This is a genomic window from Bradyrhizobium hipponense, assembly GCF_008123965.1.
Lineage (GTDB): Bacteria > Pseudomonadota > Alphaproteobacteria > Rhizobiales > Xanthobacteraceae > Bradyrhizobium > Bradyrhizobium hipponense.
In genome coordinates, this window is sequence record NZ_VSTH01000051.1 from 48562 (window position 1) to 62947 (window position 14386).

A 14386-nucleotide genomic window follows, 5' to 3' on the forward strand; every position below is an offset into this window, starting at 1 on the left:
CCCTGCTCATCGCTCCAGCTCCGCCAGCTCGACTTCGAGCGGGTGATAGTCCTCGAACCTGGTGTTGGCCCAGCCGCCGCGGGACAGGTCCGACAGGACGCGGATGATCGCCAGCCGGCGCCGCCTGCGCTGCTTTGCACTCATCACAGCCGCCAATGGTTCATGCGGGCGCGGATGTCCTCGCGCTCGTTGCTGTTGGCCGGAAGCGGTGAGGGTCGCTCCGCTCCGGCAAACTCGGCGCCGGCAACGAACGCCGCACGCATGGCGCGGTGCTCGACCGTATCCAGGTTCCAGCGGCGGGCCGCCGCTTCCTCGGCCTCGGACAGGAGGATGCTCATGCTCGCCCCATCTCGCACCAGGGCAGATCGAGAGCGTGGACCATGTACGCCGAGGTGAAGGCGACGAAGGCGTCGAACTCCATGCAGCGCATGGCCTGCGCCCGGTTGACGACGTAGTGCCGGCCGCCGTCGTCCTTGAACTCGAAGGCGTCCATGCCGCTCTCGCAGAATGTCCGCGTCGTCCTGGCCGCCCGGTGCTGGCTCTCGATGATGGCCGGATCGCTCTGGAAGGGATCGGCCGGGTGGAATGGAAGTGACGTCAACATCAGCGCCTCCCGACGTGCAGGGTGGTGGTTTCAGGGGTGAGGATCGAGCGAATGCCGTTGACCAGCTCGGTGTCGTCGCAGCCGTTGGCGATCAGCTTCTCGGCATGGGCGTAGACTCGAGGGATCGAGGTCATGGGGATCAGGATGCCGGTCACGGCGCGCTGGATCCGAGCGGCGTCGGCCGCCTGCTGTTTCTTGGTGCGCTTCACGGCTCAAGCCTCGACGAAGGCCCAGCCGCGGGGGACGCGGGGAGCGGGCGGTTGGAGGCGAGCGAACACGGCGCGGTAGTTGCCGCCATCGTTCAGGACGTGGGCGGCTTCACGGGCGATGCGGAGCGAGCGCATGCAGACCTGTGCGACTGAGCCGTCCTTGGTGACGACGGTCAGGGTGGGTTGAGGACGTGGGACGAGTCTGGTCACGAACGTTGCTCCTTGAGCGGTGGGGAAGGCATTTGCACGAATGCTAAAGCAAATGCAAGAGCAAATTCGCCCTAACAAAGCCAAACTTTCATGCGAAAAGATGAGGGTCCGGAAGGCGCTCAGCGCCCGCCCGGAAATTCGAGAATATTTCCCGAATAAATGGGCCGCCGACGAATTTCGGACCGCCCCGGGGTATTTTCGAAGGCCGCCTCTAGGGCCTCGATCGTGGCTTGGATCACCTGGTCCTGGACACGGGGAGAGAGGACCACGGAGCCGGCTTCCATCAGGATCGCCGACTGGCTCGGGGTCCGATTGGTGCGGGTAGAGTACGCACAGAACAGAGCGCGCAGACGCTCACGCATTGGGTTCCTCCATGCGGTTCAGTTTCACGTTTCAGCTGGAAATCACGGGATATCGGGGCCGCCGCCATTCGCGGGCCGCCGGACCTCCACCACCTCAAGCAAGAGGCACAGGAGGAGGAGCAGCAGGGACAGGAGACACAGCCAGTAGGGATGGCTCAGGGGAGGGTGCAGACACACGAGGAGTCCACACCGGCCTGTTTCTGGCACTCACCAGCACGCAAACACACGGATTTCGAGCGTAGACACGTACGGGCCGTCGTCTCGAAACTTCGCTCGCCATAAAAGAGCGGATTAATTTTCACGTCGAAATGGGACAAACGGCCCCCTCGGACACAAGATATAGTGCCCGAGGGGGCCAAAATGATCACGAAAGCGGGGTCCAGACCCTGTTTTGGAGGGGTCACCTACCAGATCTTGTTATCTGGTCAGCTGCGCTATGTGCGCCTCCAGCCCTGAGGCTGCGACTTTGCCTGCCAGTGTCCAGCCGGCGTATGCAAATGCACACAGGAAGGCAAATGCGACGGGGACGGGGATGACGAGTGCGGAGAGTCTTCTCATGGGATTTCCTTTCAGGGGTTTTGGTCAGGGACCGCCAGTGCGCCGGGACGTCGACGGGGCGCACGCCGCCAATTCGGGGTTAGCGAGCGCGGATCTGGAGCGCGGCATCGAGCGGAGGGGTGGCGCGCATCCGGGCGCCGGTCAGCACGGCGTCTTCCAGATCGTCGGTGTAGTAGGCGGAGGGCTCAGCCTTGGAGTAGGGCAGCTCGGCGAAGGCGACGCGGAACTCGCGGTCACGGCGAGTGAGGCGCATGCCGGACAAAGCGAGGCGCTGACGGGCTTCGGTGATGGTGAACATGGGACGGATTCCTGGCGTGTGGTGAATCGGTGTTGCGGGGATGGGGTGGAGGCGTGCTCAGCCGGCCATGATGCGGCCGACGATCGGCGAGTGGCCGGAGCGCAGGAGGCGATTGGGGCGCGGGTAGACGATGGGCGCGAACCACTCAGCCGGCTTCTTGCGGATGAGCGGGCGCACGGGTGGCGTGGCCTCGACCGGCTCATGTCCGAGCATGGTGCGGACCTGCCGCACGGTGGCTTTGGTGACGAGCGTACGCCCGGTGCGGACGCACACGAGGCGTGCGTTGGCTGGCGAGGTCTCGATCTGGCGGAGCGTGGCGCGGGACAGCACGAACTCAAGGCGCTGGCCGGAGCTGTCGCGTGGGGTGACCCATGACCCGTCGTGTTGGGTCTGGAGGTAGCCGATGGGTGGTCTCATGGCGTGTGGTCCAAATAGAAACCCCGCCCGGAGACGGACTCCGAGCGGGGGTTGAGGAGGGACGGCAGTGGTGGGGTGGGGTTACGCGGCCTGCGCAACCGGGGCGGACGCTGCCGGAGCGGTGGCGGGGGTTGCCTTGGCTTCCTTCGGAGCCTTGGCGCCGCGCGCAGCGGTGGCGTTCTGCTTCTGGCGCTCGACCGCGGTCTCGTCGCCTTCCGGGCGAATGGCGAGGAGCTTGGCGATCATGCTGGTATGGTCGCGGCCGGTCTCCTTGTGGTCGCGTTCCATCTTCTTGACGAGCGAGTCGATGGACTTGGCGATGTCCATGGGCACGTAGTCCGCCTCCGGCTTGAAGGCGTAGAACGGCTTGGCCATGGCGTCGCCCAGCTTGACCGGGTTGGCGCCATTGAACTTGATGTCGCCACCTTCCGCGAACGTGACGGGACCGAAAAATTCGAACCACGCCTTGACGGCATTCTTGCGCGTCATGTCGGGCAGCGACGAAAGCAGTTCCGTCACGAGGCGGATGTCGGAATGCTTGCCGACATGGGCGAGCACGGAGCAGCAAGCGACATGGATGTCGCGTTGCAGGGTCGCACCTCGAGTCTTGATCGAAGCGAGCGCCTTCTTGATGGCGGTTTCGCCGTCAATGAGCTTGATGACGGACGGAGTAGCAGCCTTAACGGTCGTGGTCTTGGACATAGTCGGACTCCTGATTGACTTGGGGTTTAGATGGGGGTCACGCCCATCGGAAAACGCGAGCGTTAAGCAGCGCTTTGCGAGAGGCATGCAGACACACTCCGAGCGCAGACAGAGTCGGCGCCCGGAGCGGTTCGGTTTTGGGGAATTTCGAGAGTTGTTAGCCGGGGGAAAGGCTAGGCCTAGTTCCTCGCAAGTCCGGCCAAGCAAAAACCGCGGTTAGAATTTCGTCGCGGTCCGTCACTTGGCTAACCTTGAAAGGCTATTGAAAAGCTTCACTGTCCCGGCGGACCGTTGCGCCTCAAAGCATGCCATTGCGGATAGAGGCGGACTCAACGGTCCCGGTTGAACCACGCTACCAGAGGCCGCAGCATTGCGTTATGTCATGGAGTCGGACCGTGACGGCGCAACGTGTCCCGGATTATGTGCCGTTGTTTGGCTTTAGTCCCGGGCATTGGGCTTGCATTTGAGAGTCGCGCATTGTCCGATTACTAGCCGGGCAATGCGCCATTCCCGCAAACGTACAGGGTTGATAGCGTAATTTCCGATACTCTCATATGCCGGGTTACCTAACTTAATAGGCCTTCCCATGTGACAGGTCCGTCACTTGAGCGAGAGGCGTTGCCATGAACGCGGGAAACTTGCCGGACCATATCGCCACTTAAGGCCGCTACTGTGAAACCCGCTTAGAGCATGCTGGCAAGCCGCGCATATCTCTAGACCGTTTCACCTAACCAAGCCGCCAAGCTTGGCCGGTAACTTCCTTTCCCTCACAACCCGCGATCTAGTGGCACAATGCCAAGCCCGACTAAGGGGACTCTAGATCGCCGATTGCTACCGGTAACCCTGTTAGGGTTAGGGCTTTCGGCCCTACTTGGAAGCGGTAGCTATGTCCCGAAAGTTTCTCGCCTAGCTTTGCTGCCGGTTCCTACCCGGGCAAGCCCGGGACCAAACCATATTGCAAACGCGGTGCAAGAAACCAAAAGCGAAAGGACTTTGAAGGTAAGTCCGAAGTCCGTTTCGTTTCGGTCCCGAAGCTTCATTGCTTCAGTGACAACAACGTAGCATCAAAAACATGGTTGGAAAGCGAAAAAAATATTCAATGAAATCAGCAAGTTAGAAGCCCGAAAATTGCATCTCTTGCATTCTCAGAGCAAAAATCGTGCAACAAAAATGCAAGCAAATCAAAGACTTAGCAGAGTGAAACGACGAGTCGGCAAGTCTGATTTGCATTCCCTTTGGAAAGTCCCCTGAAATGAATACGAAATGAGAACAAACCTTAGACTTTGGTCTAGTCTCTGATCATTTCGAGTATTCATCCGGGCGAGAAAAAGATTTCAAAGTTTCGAAAAGAAGAGGATTTTTTTTATTGACATGGCCCCCTCGTGTGGCCGTCCGCTCCAAACTTCCCACGCCCAAAAGGCCATTTATCACAAGCGCTTGGACCCCACCCGCCCAAACGGCAGCCCCGTGCTACAGCTGCGGCCCGCCATGCGTTAAATCGCTCCCCGAGCTGGCTCAGTGCCCCCGATCTGGGAGGCCGCTCCTGGGGCTTCTCTGGCCGTTTGCATTCTAGGGGTGGCCTGCAAAAAGACCCCACCCCGTTTTGGGGCCCCATCGGGGCGGCCCGCGTCCCAAAAGGCCGATTTCCGAGTGTAGCGAGGGCTTCGCCCTGATACATGAGACCGAACGCCCGCCGCCCATGGGTAGCGAGCGCTCCGCGCTGATAGGGAGAACCATGGCCGGCCTCGGGCAACACGACACCATCATCGGCTACCGCGTCGACGAGCTGCGCCGGCTCCTCGCCCTGCGGGACGAGGTGATGCATGTGCTCAGGCCTGGCGCCGATCGGCCGCGCCGCATCGCGGAGTATCTGTCGCAGCGGCACCTCGCCAGGCGCTTCAAGAGCGTCGAGCCGGCCAACGATCCGTAGCTGGGTGGCGAGCGCTCCGCGCTAACCGGAAGAGGTTGGTCCCGGCCGCGTGGCCCCGGGGAAGGGGACCACATCGCCGTCCGCTGCGCGTATCACCGCCTTGGCCATCCGCATCGGGTCGAACCCGAGATCTGCGACCGCGTCGGCTACGCCCTGGCGCTCCAGCTCGGCGACGATCGCCTCGCTCACCTTCATCAGCCTGGCCAGCTCGGCGGAGCTGTCGGTCATGATCATGCCCTCGGTAAAGCCGAGACCATGGTATCACGCCGGCCGTGGGTAGCGAGCGCTCCGCGCTGATGGTATCGAGCCGGCATGTGGCAGACCAGGCAATGCGAACACTGCGAGACCCCGTTCACCCGTCGAGACCGGCCGAACCAGCGCTTCTGCTCGCACGACTGCTCGGTGGCCTTCAAGATTAAGGGCCGCCCGACGAGCCGCCGCTGCGAGTGCTGTCCGACCGTCTTCCCGATCGGTGCCCGGCAGAAGAACAAGCGCTTCTGCTCGATGCACTGCGTCGGTCTCTGGCGCGAGCGCGAGAAGCGCCTGAACCGGAAACCGGAGCCGCCGAGGATCCGCCGCAAGCCTGGCCGCCTCGAATGGAAGATCTCCGGCGGCCAGAACAGCCGTGGCATGGCGCCGAGCCCGCGGTCACCGTCGTCGTCGCCGCCCCGCTGGGCTGACCTTCTGACCAGGCTCGGCTACGCCCGGGTCAGAACCGGGCATGGGTAGCGAGTGCTCCGCGCTGGACTATTGCAACACTGTCGCGGCGCTGGCAGGAATGCGTCCATCGTTTTCGGGAGGGGGCAATGGCATCCAGCGACGAACGCGCCAAATTACTCCGAATAAGCCGAGGGCTCGACCGACTAAACAACCCATGTCAATTGTGTAAGCAACGGGGAGCTATTTCGTCGAAAACACACTTTGCTGCAAATTTCGGATTGGCGTTTACGCGGACTGAAAACCATCTGGAGGGCTACTTTTGCGGGCCATGCATCCATAAGAAATTTCTGCTTTTTACTTTTATCAATTTGATTGGTTGGTTCGGAATAGTGTCCATCATCAAGGTTCCCATGTTTTTGCTGTCCAATATTGCGGAGTATGAATTTGCGATCAGGGCTATGCTACGAAAGCGCAAGCAGCGCCTCGCCCTGATTGAGGACTTGCTTGAGAAAGACGCGCAAGCCCGTCGGAATTTGAGTTCTCGAGGATCCTGAATCCGATGACGAAACCACCCAAAGAATTGCGCGATCTCGACAAGCAATTTGAGGCGACCCTAATTGCTGTTCGAGACCTCTATACTAGAGCGATGGAGCTTGGTGTCAGAGACATCGAACGAGCCTCTGAAGTTGCCCACGATGCCCTTGTAGTTTGCAAGCTAGCTCGATTACCCACGTCGTGCCGGACGCCCAGAAGTCGAGGGCATGGGTAGCGAGCGCTCCGCGCTGATCTAACCGAACTGATCCGCCACCCGGCTGAACGCTGGGTGCTTCCGGTTCTTCACCTTGAACCAGTTGCACGTCGGCGGCCGGTATCGCCGCTCGCCGTGCTTGGAGACAAAGAAAGGCCCTTGAAACTATCGGGCAATCCGTAGATCAGTGTGGCCATGGAAGACTCCTCGCCCGAAATAATTATTTGTGCTGCTGTTCGTGCTTCCAATGGAAAGGTCATCAGGGGCCATCGACACATTGATGCTGTTCGCGCACTTCAAGCGATGGACGGATATCAGGGTGAACAACCGCATGGTGACGACCAGGGCTTCGTCACGTCAACTAACAGGTTCGTAGATCGACGGGAGGCCTATCGGCTACATTTTCCAGACAGAGAAGAACCAGACGAGCTTCGCAGCGACGACCTGTACTGACTGGGGAAAGAACGCAAAGATGAAAACTCCAAGACTAAACCTTGTCGTTATTGCTGGCTTGCTCGCAAGCATTTCAGGGGTGAATGCCGGTGATGTGGCTGATAAGCCCGCTGTTTTGTCTGTCACTTGGTTTGTGGAGGGGCAGCCTCCAGCGACAACCAACACTCCCATGAGCAGCTTAAAGGCGTGCTTGCTGGCGAAGGCTCATGCCGAAGCTGCCGGTGAGCAGGCTCACAACGAGCGTATTCGTTTGAACGAACAAGATAAGGCTGATGTTTTAGAAGGCCGAGTTTCTAAAGCAGATGAAAAAGGATATTGGCAAGAAGCCCCCGGCGTTTATGCAGTTGACAAAGAAGGTCAACCGCTCAAACCGAGACCTCCTAAGAAATGGGTAGTCACTGAACTTTCGTCAGAAGCAAAGCGAAAACTCAAGGGTGTTGCCCCACCTCAACTGAGTGCGTTTTGTATAGAGCAGTGATCTGGGATCGCAAAGGACTGGCAAGTCAGGCGCCGCTTCAGAACTGGTCGGCCACGCGGCTGTAAGCCGGATGCTTTCGGTTCTTCACCTTGATCCAGTCGCAGGTGCGTGATCGGTAGCGCCGCTCGCGGTGCTTCGAGACGATCCCCTCCAGCTCCATGCGGCAGGCAGCCTCGAACAGCTGCGGGCCGATCTCGCCCTGTTCGAACGGTGCCACAAAGATACCCTCGGGCCGGCGGTGCAGGACTTTGGCAAGCTTTCCCTTGCGCTCGAACAGCGGCAGTTCCCGCAGGTCATCGCCTTCGAGCGCCACGATGTCGAAGGTGTAGAACTGCGCCTCGTCATTGTGACGGTTGGAGTGCAGCGCGTTGAAGTCCGAGACCCCCCGCACGTCGAGCACGCAGATCTCGCCGTCGATCACGAAGCTCTTCTGCTTGATCTTCAGCGCGGCCTCGACGATGAACGGGTAGCGCCAGGTCCAGTCGAGGCCCGACCTGGAGAACACCTTCACGTCCTTGCCATCGCGGACCACGCGCCCGCGGTAGCCGTCGTACTTGATCTCGTGGATCCAGTCCGGCCCGCTCGGCACCACCTTGCGCATTACAGGTTTGCAATACTCAAATCTAAACATGCGCGGCAGATATGCATGATCGCCGGAGAGTCGAGTCTGTCCGAAAAACGTACCCAATTTTCTGACAGTCACAGCTGCAGCGGCAGCGGCAGCTGCACGCCGATTCTCCGGCCGACCTGGCTCTCGATGAAGTCCTGCAGCGCGTCGGATATCTCCCGGCCCTCGGTGCCTATCCGGCGCTCCAGCTCGCGGGCGACGTCCTCGCTGGCATCCCTCGACCAGCCCTCAGCCGGATTGAAGGCGACGACCCGAAGCACCTGGTCGTACTCGCCCCGGAGGAGGTCTTCGATCAGCGTGGAATAGTCGATCCCTTCGTCGGTCTCGCGGAAGGCCGCGCCGCTCCTGAAGTCCTCCAGCACAAGGTAGAAATCCTTGTCGAGGCGATCGTTCGGCACGATTGACGGCGAGGCCATACGCATGAACTCCACTGACCGGAGTCCAAGGTATGGGACCGTTAACCCGAACGCGAGTCGTTGCTGTCGAGAATCCGCACGTAGGTTCCGCTCTCGTGCATCTCCAGGAACTTGCGCCCGATCAGGAAGTCGAGGCCGGCCTTGTACTCAGCCGGGCTGGCGCCGTCGCGGAACAGGAAGGGGTAGTTGATCTTCTCGATGTGCAGCCGGCCGTCCTGCACGGGCTCGACCTCGCGACAGATATGCATCAGCCGTTTCGCCGCGGCCTCTGGCTTGGCGTAGGGCCGGTCCTCTGCGAGCTTCATGCGCCAATCCCCCGGTGGGCACAGTGAATGTGCTCGTCCTGAGACGCGATGGTGATGAACTCGCCGCAGAAGCACCTGGCCGGCGCTCCTCGTGTCTGCGTCGGCAAGAACAGCTTCTCCTCGTGCATCTTGTCCTTCCAGGCGTGAAAATCTCGAGACCGTCGCCACTCCTCGAAGTGTTCTTCGGTGCGGGTGGCGAGCAGCTTCTCCCAGTCCCTCTCGAACCCGGCTCTGGCTTCCTCGAAGCTCTCAGCTGTCCCGGTCGTCGACTGGCCCGGCTCGCATCCGGGGTAGAAGCCGCAGCTCCAGCCCCACTGCGGAGTGTGGTTAGGGATGCCGGCTCGCTTTGCGATGTGACCGACCCGCACGTCACCCCAGTAGACGAACCAGCCGCCGGCTCGGTGTGGGTCCTTGTCGGGCTTGCGATGCAGATGGCTCATGATTTCTCAGGTGTGATCGGCATTCACAGGTGTGATCCTCGTTCACAGGGGGGGTGTGATCCTTGTTCACACCCGATGTGAACCTGGTTCACACCTTTAACCTCCCTATAGAACCTTCCACCATAAGAACCATATCCCCTACCCCTTACGGGGCAGGGCGCTGGCTGGTCATTCCGGTTCCTTGATGTAGAGCTGGCCGCCGGCCTCGTAGACCATCGCTTGGTCGTTCTTCACCAGCTCGGCCGCGGCGACGAAGCTCTCGATCGTGACCCGAACGCCATGCCGGTTCCTGCCAATGGCAGCCAGCAGGGTGGTCTTCAGCTTCTCGAATGCGATCTCGTCCTCGGTCATGACCAGTTCCTATTCCTGCCGGCCGGCGGTTTCAACAGATCGGCCGGAAATACCTCCGAGGTGTTGAAACCGGTCCCCATTTGCATTTTCATTTGCCGGACTTGACAAACAGGGGGAGGGTGCTGTACCAGATCAGCTACCGTTAGCATTCGTGCAAACGGGAAACAAGCCCCAGGACATGGCCCGGAACATACGCCGGGACGTTGGGCGGCGTCCGGACCCACAAACCCCATGCTGCCGCCGCGATGGCGCCCGGCGAGGCGACACGAGTTCGGCATGTCCAGGCGCTTGCATGAATGCAAACGGAGGAGGACATCGTGACGGCAGACATCGAGTTCCTGATGGTTCTCAGCAGAACCATCCTGCAGCTGATGCTGCTCTCGGGCAGTGCCATCGTCACGGTCCTGGTCGTCACCCTCGTCGTCTGGCTGTTCGGAGGTCTGCGTGGCTGACCTCCTGCGCGGCGTGTCGCCCGAGCGCAAGGAGAAGATCCTGGCGCGGGCCGAGGAACTCATCCGCGAAGAGCGGATGCGGCGAGGGCGCTTCGCGCCCCCAGACGAAATCCAAAACGCCGCCGACCCGTTCGAGCTGCGCCCCGCCAACTGGGTGCTGGCCTCGATGCTCGCCATGGGCGCCGCCACCATCATTGCGCTGATCGCTACCGCCCTGCGTGCGGCAGGCTCCAAAGTTTAACCAGAGCCCGCGGCCTGCCCCAGGCAGCCCGGGTCACCATTTGAGGCGTGCATGTCTGTGCCTGACGAACTCGTCGATCTCGCGCTCGAAGCGCTGGAGGCCGAAGTCGCGTGCTGGCGCAAGGTGCCATGGCGCCCAGACTACACCCGCCTGATGCGCTTCTCGGACACCTGCCGCGGTCCCGTTGGACCTGCGGAGGTTACCGAGGAGGAGGCGACCATCACCTGCCACGACGTGCCAACGCACATGGCTGACGACATGATCGTCCGCTTCGCGATGGAGAAGGTCGTAGAGGCCGTCATCGGCGCCATCTCGGTCGGAGGTGAGTGATGGCGCGATCGTCTTACGTCTACGTGGTCATGACCAACGGCTCGCCCGAGGCGGCCTTCACGGTCAAGCACGAGCTGGCCACCTACCTGAACAAGCGCGACCCCATGAAGCCGCCGTACACCATCTGGCGGCTGCGCGATGGCGGCAAAGAACCCGAACTCACGCAGATCATCGAGCTATGACCACAATCGCCTACAAGGACGGAGTGCTCGCTGGCGACACCCTGATGATCAAGGGCTCGACCATCACGGGGCACATCACCAAGATCGTTCGCCGCGAGAGCGACGGCGCGCTGTGCGGCGGCTCCGGCAATCTCAACTGGCTCCAGGCCTTCCATCGCTGGTTCCTGGACGGCGAGAAGGACGACGAGATGCCCGAGCCGAGCGAGTATGACAATGCCATCATCGCTCGCAAAGACGATCCCGAAGTCGAGATATTCGAGTTCGGCGGCTCCTTCGTCTTCGAGCCCAACTTCACTGCGATCGGCTCCGGCAAGGAATACGCATTCGGCGCCATGAGCGCTGGCGCGGACGCCGAGGAAGCCATCCGGATCGCATGCCTCTACGACCCGGGCACGGGCGGCGAGGTCCAGGTGGTCCGCCATGACGGCTGACAGCTGCGGATACTGCGAGACCAAGCCGGCCAAGGACACCTGTTCGAAGTGCGGCAAGACACAGGGCGGCATCGACTGGTTCGGCGCCGCCTTCCGCAAGCTGCGGCTCCGGAAGGGTCATCCCGACCCGGGCATCCTGTGCGGATCATGTGCCGGCGCAATCACCGGCAAGGAAATTGGGGAGAAGGTCCTTGGCGGAAAAGATTGATCCGATCTCGACCAGCCCCAAGGCGATGCAAGCCTACCAGCTCATGAAGATCCTCGACCCGCTGGTCGGGGTGGCTGAGGCCGCGTTCTTCATGCAGCGTGCAAACGACCTATGCGGCGGCGTCACGCCCGTCACGGCAATCAAAGAAGGCCGGATCGACGAGGTTACGCGAGCCGTGCAGGCGGTCGCCTGCGAGAAGGGCGTCTTCGCCGACCCGTGGCTGCCGCCGAAGACGCGACGCTGAATTGCTGGGGTAGCTCAACGGTAGAGCGCCTGGCTTCCAACCAGGTGGTTGTGGGTTCGAGCCCCACCCCTCGCTCCAAAGGATCAGAAAATGAGGAACGTCAAACCGTGGTGCGCGATCATCGCCGCCTCGGAGGATATCGCTGCGCAGTACCGCGCCGCCTTCGGTCTCTCGGACGAGATCTGGGCTGTGATCCGCCACGACGCGGACACCCGCGGTCAGCAGTTCGACCGCGTCGTCGTCATCCGGCCGCACTGGCAGATCGACGCCGAAGAGGCTGCTCGCTTCGAAGAACAGATCACGACGCAGTGGCGGACGATTGTACGCCCCGGCGGCTGGCTCACCATCATCTGAGGACACCATGGGCTTCTGGGAAGCAATCATCATCGGCATCGCGCTCTACGCGGGCCTCAACTCCATCGCCGAAGCGTTCGACAACATCGCTGTCGGCATTGAACAGGCGGGTCTCCACCTCGCCGCGGCTCTCGAAGAGCCGGTCGCAGAAGAGGACGAGGACTGATGCCATTTCCGTTCTCGATCCTGATGTTCAGCTACGCCATATGGCAGGCGTCCATCGAGCGGGCTTTCCACCCGTTCGAGGTGCGCCATGTGGAGCCGAAGCACATTTGACGATCTAATCATCCTGGCGCCTCTGCTGTTCGTCTTCTTCCTCGTCGCGATGGCGCACCTCTTCAGCTGACGAATAGCCGGCTCCCAAAAACCCGAGCACAACAATGAAGGCTCTAGCACTGGCCCTTGCGGGCCTGGTGATGACTGCTGCCGTGTCGCCATCCCACGCGCTGCTCATCGAGAAAGACCCCGGTGGGGTGATCGTGGACTTCGTCAAGAAGTATTCGAAAATTCGGGACAGCGGCGAGAAGATCGTGATCAACGGCGAGTGCGATTCGTCCTGCACCATCTTCCTCGGCATCGTCCCCAAGAAGAACGTTTGCATCACGTCGAATGCCAAGCTCGGATTTCATACGGCTTCGCTCCGTACCGTCGACCCTGATGGCTCCGTGACTTGGTCGCACGCCGAAGAGTTCTCGGCGCTCATGTGGAATCTCTATCCAGGCAAGTTCCGCGCTTACCTCAAGCGCGTCGGCTGGAATGGTGATGACCCCAAGATCGCACATCCCGACATCGTCTATGTCGGACCGCGCGCTCTGCATGCGCTCGGCATCCGCTACTGCGGCCTGGAGAGCTTGCTGTGAGCCGGTCCCGAAAGCTTCCCGATCGCCGGAAGCTGCCGTCGATCATCAAGATCGGCATCTTCGTCTACACGCTGGTGCATTGGGATCCAGCCGAGGCTGAGGAGAAGGAATGCCTCGGTCTGTGCGACCGTCTCAACTTTATCATCTACGTGCGCGACGACCTGCCTGACAGCGGTTTCGCTGAGGTCCTTGAGCACGAGATCAACCACGCCTGCTGGCACGCAGCAGCGCTCAAGTCCCGGGCAAACGAAGAGACGGTCGTGAACCGTCTGACGCCGGTCATGATCATGGCTCGCCGGGACAACCCGGAGATCTACGCCTGGATCGACCGCGCCGTCGCCCAGAAAGCCTGATCCATGCTGAACGCAATGGTCGCCTCTACGAAGAGGCAGGCAGAAGCGATGATTGCTCTGCTGAAACTCAACCCCAACGAATGGGAGCCCGTCATCTACGGGCAGCCCATCAAGAAGCTCATCGGGCACGCCAAGCTCGTGCGGCCCAGCGAGGGCGTCGAACGGTCTCACTGCGACTGGGTGCTCGGAGTGCTCGTCCCGAACCTGTGCCTGTCGGTGACTACCGTGCCGCCGCACTGGAAGATCCCTCAGGAGCACGTCGCCTAGTTAAGAAAGAAAAATGGCCAAGAAGCACGTCAAAAAGGTGTCTAAGAACACCAAGCTCACGGAGCTGCGCATCGAGCGTAAGCGCCGCCGTCGTCGCCAGAAAGCTGGCGGCTAACCGAACCACCATCCCCGGAGTCGCAGACAGGGAGCAGGGATTATAGAAGCCCTGACCGTCTGCTCGTGGCCCGGCCTGCGGCGGGGGTTTCTCCTCCTTTACCCCGCCGCGCCCGAGGACAAATCAGCTTACTGCAAAACCTCGGGCACCCAACCGTTTCAACCATCGAAGGATCTGTCATGGACGCCGTGAAGTCCGTCTACAACTATGCGACCGCCTGGGTCGCAGCGCATCCGGTCGCGACCGTCAACGCCATCCTGGCGGTTGTCGTGCTCAAGACCGTTCTCGTCATTCTCTGATCTCGCTTCGTTCGATTTCGGAAATAAGTTGCCCGTTTCTGGAAAGACCTTTCCGGTCGCGAAACGTCTCAAGAACACAGGTGGTCTACCGCACCGGCAACGGTGTCGGCTCTAACGGGTAAGCCAGTAGCCCCGCAGCCCTCGTAATTCCTCAAAGCGGCCCCTGAGGGGGAACACTGATCCTGTTAAAACGCGATGCGGTCGAGGCAAGATCGATCGACTTCTGGATTGGATCGATCCCACCTGGAGAGGCCTCCGGCTCGCGCGCACGTCGGGTTAAA

General features: G+C 61.0%; 32 protein-coding genes and 1 tRNA gene. 18 read left to right on the forward strand and 15 right to left on the reverse strand.

The genetic code is table 11. The features are described from left to right. Nucleotides 1–6: 6 nt before the first annotated feature. The 9 genes from FXV83_RS42750 to FXV83_RS16245 all read right to left on the reverse strand — a co-directional run bounded on the left by FXV83_RS42750 (nt 7) and on the right by FXV83_RS16245 (nt 3360). Nucleotides 7–144 carry a hypothetical protein gene (locus tag FXV83_RS42750; protein ID WP_187435948.1) on the reverse strand — a complete coding sequence of 46 codons (138 nt, stop codon included), beginning with the start codon at nt 142–144 and terminating at the stop codon, nt 7–9. Further along, nucleotides 144–338 carry a hypothetical protein gene (locus FXV83_RS16210; RefSeq protein WP_148740412.1) on the reverse strand — a complete coding sequence of 65 codons (195 nt, stop codon included), beginning with the start codon at nt 336–338 and terminating at the stop codon, nt 144–146. The genes FXV83_RS42750 and FXV83_RS16210 overlap by 1 nt, the downstream gene beginning before the upstream one ends. Further along, entirely contained in the window at nt 335–604 is a 270-nt protein-coding gene (locus FXV83_RS16215; protein ID WP_148740413.1) for a hypothetical protein, read from the reverse strand. Before FXV83_RS16215 ends, FXV83_RS16210 begins: the two co-directional genes overlap by 4 nt. Beyond that, complete coding sequence (locus FXV83_RS16220) at nt 604–813, reverse strand: hypothetical protein (protein ID WP_148740414.1); 210 nt, start codon at nt 811–813, stop codon at nt 604–606. Before FXV83_RS16220 ends, FXV83_RS16215 begins: the two co-directional genes overlap by 1 nt. 3 nt (nt 814–816) lie before the next feature. Further along, the gene (locus FXV83_RS16225; protein WP_148740415.1) at nt 817–1023 is read right to left on the reverse strand and encodes a hypothetical protein; all 207 of its coding nucleotides are present in this window, start codon (nt 1021–1023) and stop codon (nt 817–819) included. Between the two features lie 119 nt (nt 1024–1142). Then, a complete protein-coding gene (locus FXV83_RS16230) occupies nt 1143–1385 on the reverse strand; it encodes a hypothetical protein (RefSeq protein WP_148740416.1) in 243 nt (80 codons plus the stop codon). Between the two features lie 637 nt (nt 1386–2022). Further along, on the reverse strand, nt 2023–2241 hold the full coding sequence (locus FXV83_RS16235) for a hypothetical protein (RefSeq protein WP_148740417.1): 219 nt from the start codon (nt 2239–2241) through the stop codon (nt 2023–2025). A 57-nt stretch (nt 2242–2298) separates the two neighbouring features. Next, a complete protein-coding gene (locus tag FXV83_RS16240) occupies nt 2299–2658 on the reverse strand; it encodes a hypothetical protein (RefSeq protein WP_148740418.1) in 360 nt (119 codons plus the stop codon). An 81-nt stretch (nt 2659–2739) separates the two neighbouring features. Beyond that, nucleotides 2740–3360, reverse strand: coding sequence for a hypothetical protein (locus FXV83_RS16245; protein ID WP_148740419.1), 621 nt, complete (start codon nt 3358–3360; stop codon nt 2740–2742). Between the two features lie 1735 nt (nt 3361–5095). On the opposite strand from FXV83_RS16245, the gene FXV83_RS16250 reads away from it, so the two are divergent. Beyond that, nucleotides 5096–5290, forward strand: coding sequence for a hypothetical protein (locus FXV83_RS16250; protein ID WP_148740420.1), 195 nt, complete (start codon nt 5096–5098; stop codon nt 5288–5290). 21 nt (nt 5291–5311) lie between these two features. Here FXV83_RS16250 and FXV83_RS16255 read toward each other — a convergent pair whose 3' ends face one another. Then, complete coding sequence (locus FXV83_RS16255) at nt 5312–5518, reverse strand: hypothetical protein (protein WP_148740421.1); 207 nt, start codon at nt 5516–5518, stop codon at nt 5312–5314. Between the two features lie 174 nt (nt 5519–5692). Between FXV83_RS16255 and FXV83_RS16260 the strand changes: the two genes are divergently transcribed. The 4 genes from FXV83_RS16260 (at nt 5693) to FXV83_RS16270 (ending at nt 7629) form a co-directional block, all read left to right on the forward strand. After that, entirely contained in the window at nt 5693–6019 is a 327-nt protein-coding gene (locus tag FXV83_RS16260; protein WP_148740422.1) for a hypothetical protein, read from the forward strand. 77 nt (nt 6020–6096) lie between these two features. Then, entirely contained in the window at nt 6097–6504 is a 408-nt protein-coding gene (locus FXV83_RS16265) for a hypothetical protein (RefSeq protein WP_148740423.1), read from the forward strand. A 389-nt stretch (nt 6505–6893) separates the two neighbouring features. Beyond that, complete coding sequence (locus FXV83_RS45665; protein ID WP_488226262.1) at nt 6894–7151, forward strand: Y16D family protein; 258 nt, start codon at nt 6894–6896, stop codon at nt 7149–7151. A gap of 19 nt (nt 7152–7170) precedes the next feature. Next, nucleotides 7171–7629 carry a hypothetical protein gene (locus FXV83_RS16270; protein WP_148740424.1) on the forward strand — a complete coding sequence of 153 codons (459 nt, stop codon included), beginning with the start codon at nt 7171–7173 and terminating at the stop codon, nt 7627–7629. Between the two features lie 37 nt (nt 7630–7666). Here FXV83_RS16270 and FXV83_RS16275 read toward each other — a convergent pair whose 3' ends face one another. From FXV83_RS16275 to FXV83_RS16295, 5 genes are all read right to left on the reverse strand, one after another. Further along, nucleotides 7667–8230 (reverse strand): ATP-dependent DNA ligase, encoded by a 564-nt coding sequence (locus FXV83_RS16275; RefSeq protein ID WP_235939704.1) that lies wholly within the window; start codon nt 8228–8230, stop codon nt 7667–7669. A 98-nt stretch (nt 8231–8328) separates the two neighbouring features. Then, nucleotides 8329–8673, reverse strand: coding sequence for a hypothetical protein (locus tag FXV83_RS16280; RefSeq protein ID WP_347341064.1), 345 nt, complete (start codon nt 8671–8673; stop codon nt 8329–8331). A 41-nt stretch (nt 8674–8714) separates the two neighbouring features. Continuing rightward, nucleotides 8715–8978, reverse strand: coding sequence for a hypothetical protein (locus FXV83_RS16285; protein WP_148740427.1), 264 nt, complete (start codon nt 8976–8978; stop codon nt 8715–8717). After that, nucleotides 8975–9418, reverse strand: coding sequence for a hypothetical protein (locus tag FXV83_RS16290; protein WP_148740428.1), 444 nt, complete (start codon nt 9416–9418; stop codon nt 8975–8977). Before FXV83_RS16290 ends, FXV83_RS16285 begins: the two co-directional genes overlap by 4 nt. A 168-nt stretch (nt 9419–9586) precedes the next feature. Then, nucleotides 9587–9769, reverse strand: a complete 183-nt coding sequence (locus FXV83_RS16295; RefSeq protein WP_148740429.1) for a hypothetical protein — start codon at nt 9767–9769, stop codon at nt 9587–9589. A gap of 296 nt (nt 9770–10065) precedes the next feature. Between FXV83_RS16295 and FXV83_RS42755 the strand changes: the two genes are divergently transcribed. From FXV83_RS42755 to FXV83_RS16350, 13 genes are all read left to right on the forward strand, one after another. Beyond that, nucleotides 10066–10221, forward strand: a complete 156-nt coding sequence (locus tag FXV83_RS42755; RefSeq protein WP_187435949.1) for a hypothetical protein — start codon at nt 10066–10068, stop codon at nt 10219–10221. Continuing rightward, entirely contained in the window at nt 10214–10462 is a 249-nt protein-coding gene (locus FXV83_RS16300) for a hypothetical protein (protein WP_148740430.1), read from the forward strand. The genes FXV83_RS42755 and FXV83_RS16300 overlap by 8 nt, the downstream gene beginning before the upstream one ends. Before the next feature lie 51 nt (nt 10463–10513). Then, on the forward strand, nt 10514–10792 hold the full coding sequence (locus tag FXV83_RS16305) for a hypothetical protein (protein ID WP_148740431.1): 279 nt from the start codon (nt 10514–10516) through the stop codon (nt 10790–10792). Next, nucleotides 10792–10974 (forward strand): hypothetical protein, encoded by a 183-nt coding sequence (locus FXV83_RS16310; protein ID WP_148740432.1) that lies wholly within the window; start codon nt 10792–10794, stop codon nt 10972–10974. The genes FXV83_RS16305 and FXV83_RS16310 overlap by 1 nt, the downstream gene beginning before the upstream one ends. Further along, nucleotides 10971–11405 carry an Ntn hydrolase family protein gene (locus FXV83_RS16315; protein ID WP_148740433.1) on the forward strand — a complete coding sequence of 145 codons (435 nt, stop codon included), beginning with the start codon at nt 10971–10973 and terminating at the stop codon, nt 11403–11405. Before FXV83_RS16310 ends, FXV83_RS16315 begins: the two co-directional genes overlap by 4 nt. Next, complete coding sequence (locus FXV83_RS16320) at nt 11395–11613, forward strand: hypothetical protein (RefSeq protein ID WP_148740434.1); 219 nt, start codon at nt 11395–11397, stop codon at nt 11611–11613. The genes FXV83_RS16315 and FXV83_RS16320 overlap by 11 nt, the downstream gene beginning before the upstream one ends. Then, entirely contained in the window at nt 11597–11857 is a 261-nt protein-coding gene (locus FXV83_RS16325; protein ID WP_148740435.1) for a hypothetical protein, read from the forward strand. Before FXV83_RS16320 ends, FXV83_RS16325 begins: the two co-directional genes overlap by 17 nt. Before the next feature lie 3 nt (nt 11858–11860). Then, nucleotides 11861–11935: transfer RNA gene (locus FXV83_RS16330), tRNA-Gly, on the forward strand. A gap of 12 nt (nt 11936–11947) precedes the next feature. Beyond that, nucleotides 11948–12211, forward strand: a complete 264-nt coding sequence (locus FXV83_RS16335) for a hypothetical protein (protein ID WP_148740436.1) — start codon at nt 11948–11950, stop codon at nt 12209–12211. Between the two features lie 7 nt (nt 12212–12218). Then, nucleotides 12219–12377 carry a hypothetical protein gene (locus tag FXV83_RS42760; protein ID WP_187435950.1) on the forward strand — a complete coding sequence of 53 codons (159 nt, stop codon included), beginning with the start codon at nt 12219–12221 and terminating at the stop codon, nt 12375–12377. A gap of 214 nt (nt 12378–12591) precedes the next feature. Continuing rightward, nucleotides 12592–13071 (forward strand): hypothetical protein, encoded by a 480-nt coding sequence (locus tag FXV83_RS16340; protein WP_148740437.1) that lies wholly within the window; start codon nt 12592–12594, stop codon nt 13069–13071. Beyond that, nucleotides 13068–13424 carry a hypothetical protein gene (locus tag FXV83_RS16345; protein WP_148740438.1) on the forward strand — a complete coding sequence of 119 codons (357 nt, stop codon included), beginning with the start codon at nt 13068–13070 and terminating at the stop codon, nt 13422–13424. The genes FXV83_RS16340 and FXV83_RS16345 overlap by 4 nt, the downstream gene beginning before the upstream one ends. 3 nt (nt 13425–13427) lie before the next feature. Continuing rightward, complete coding sequence (locus FXV83_RS16350) at nt 13428–13691, forward strand: hypothetical protein (protein WP_148740439.1); 264 nt, start codon at nt 13428–13430, stop codon at nt 13689–13691. Nucleotides 13692–14386: the final 695 nt, after the last annotated feature.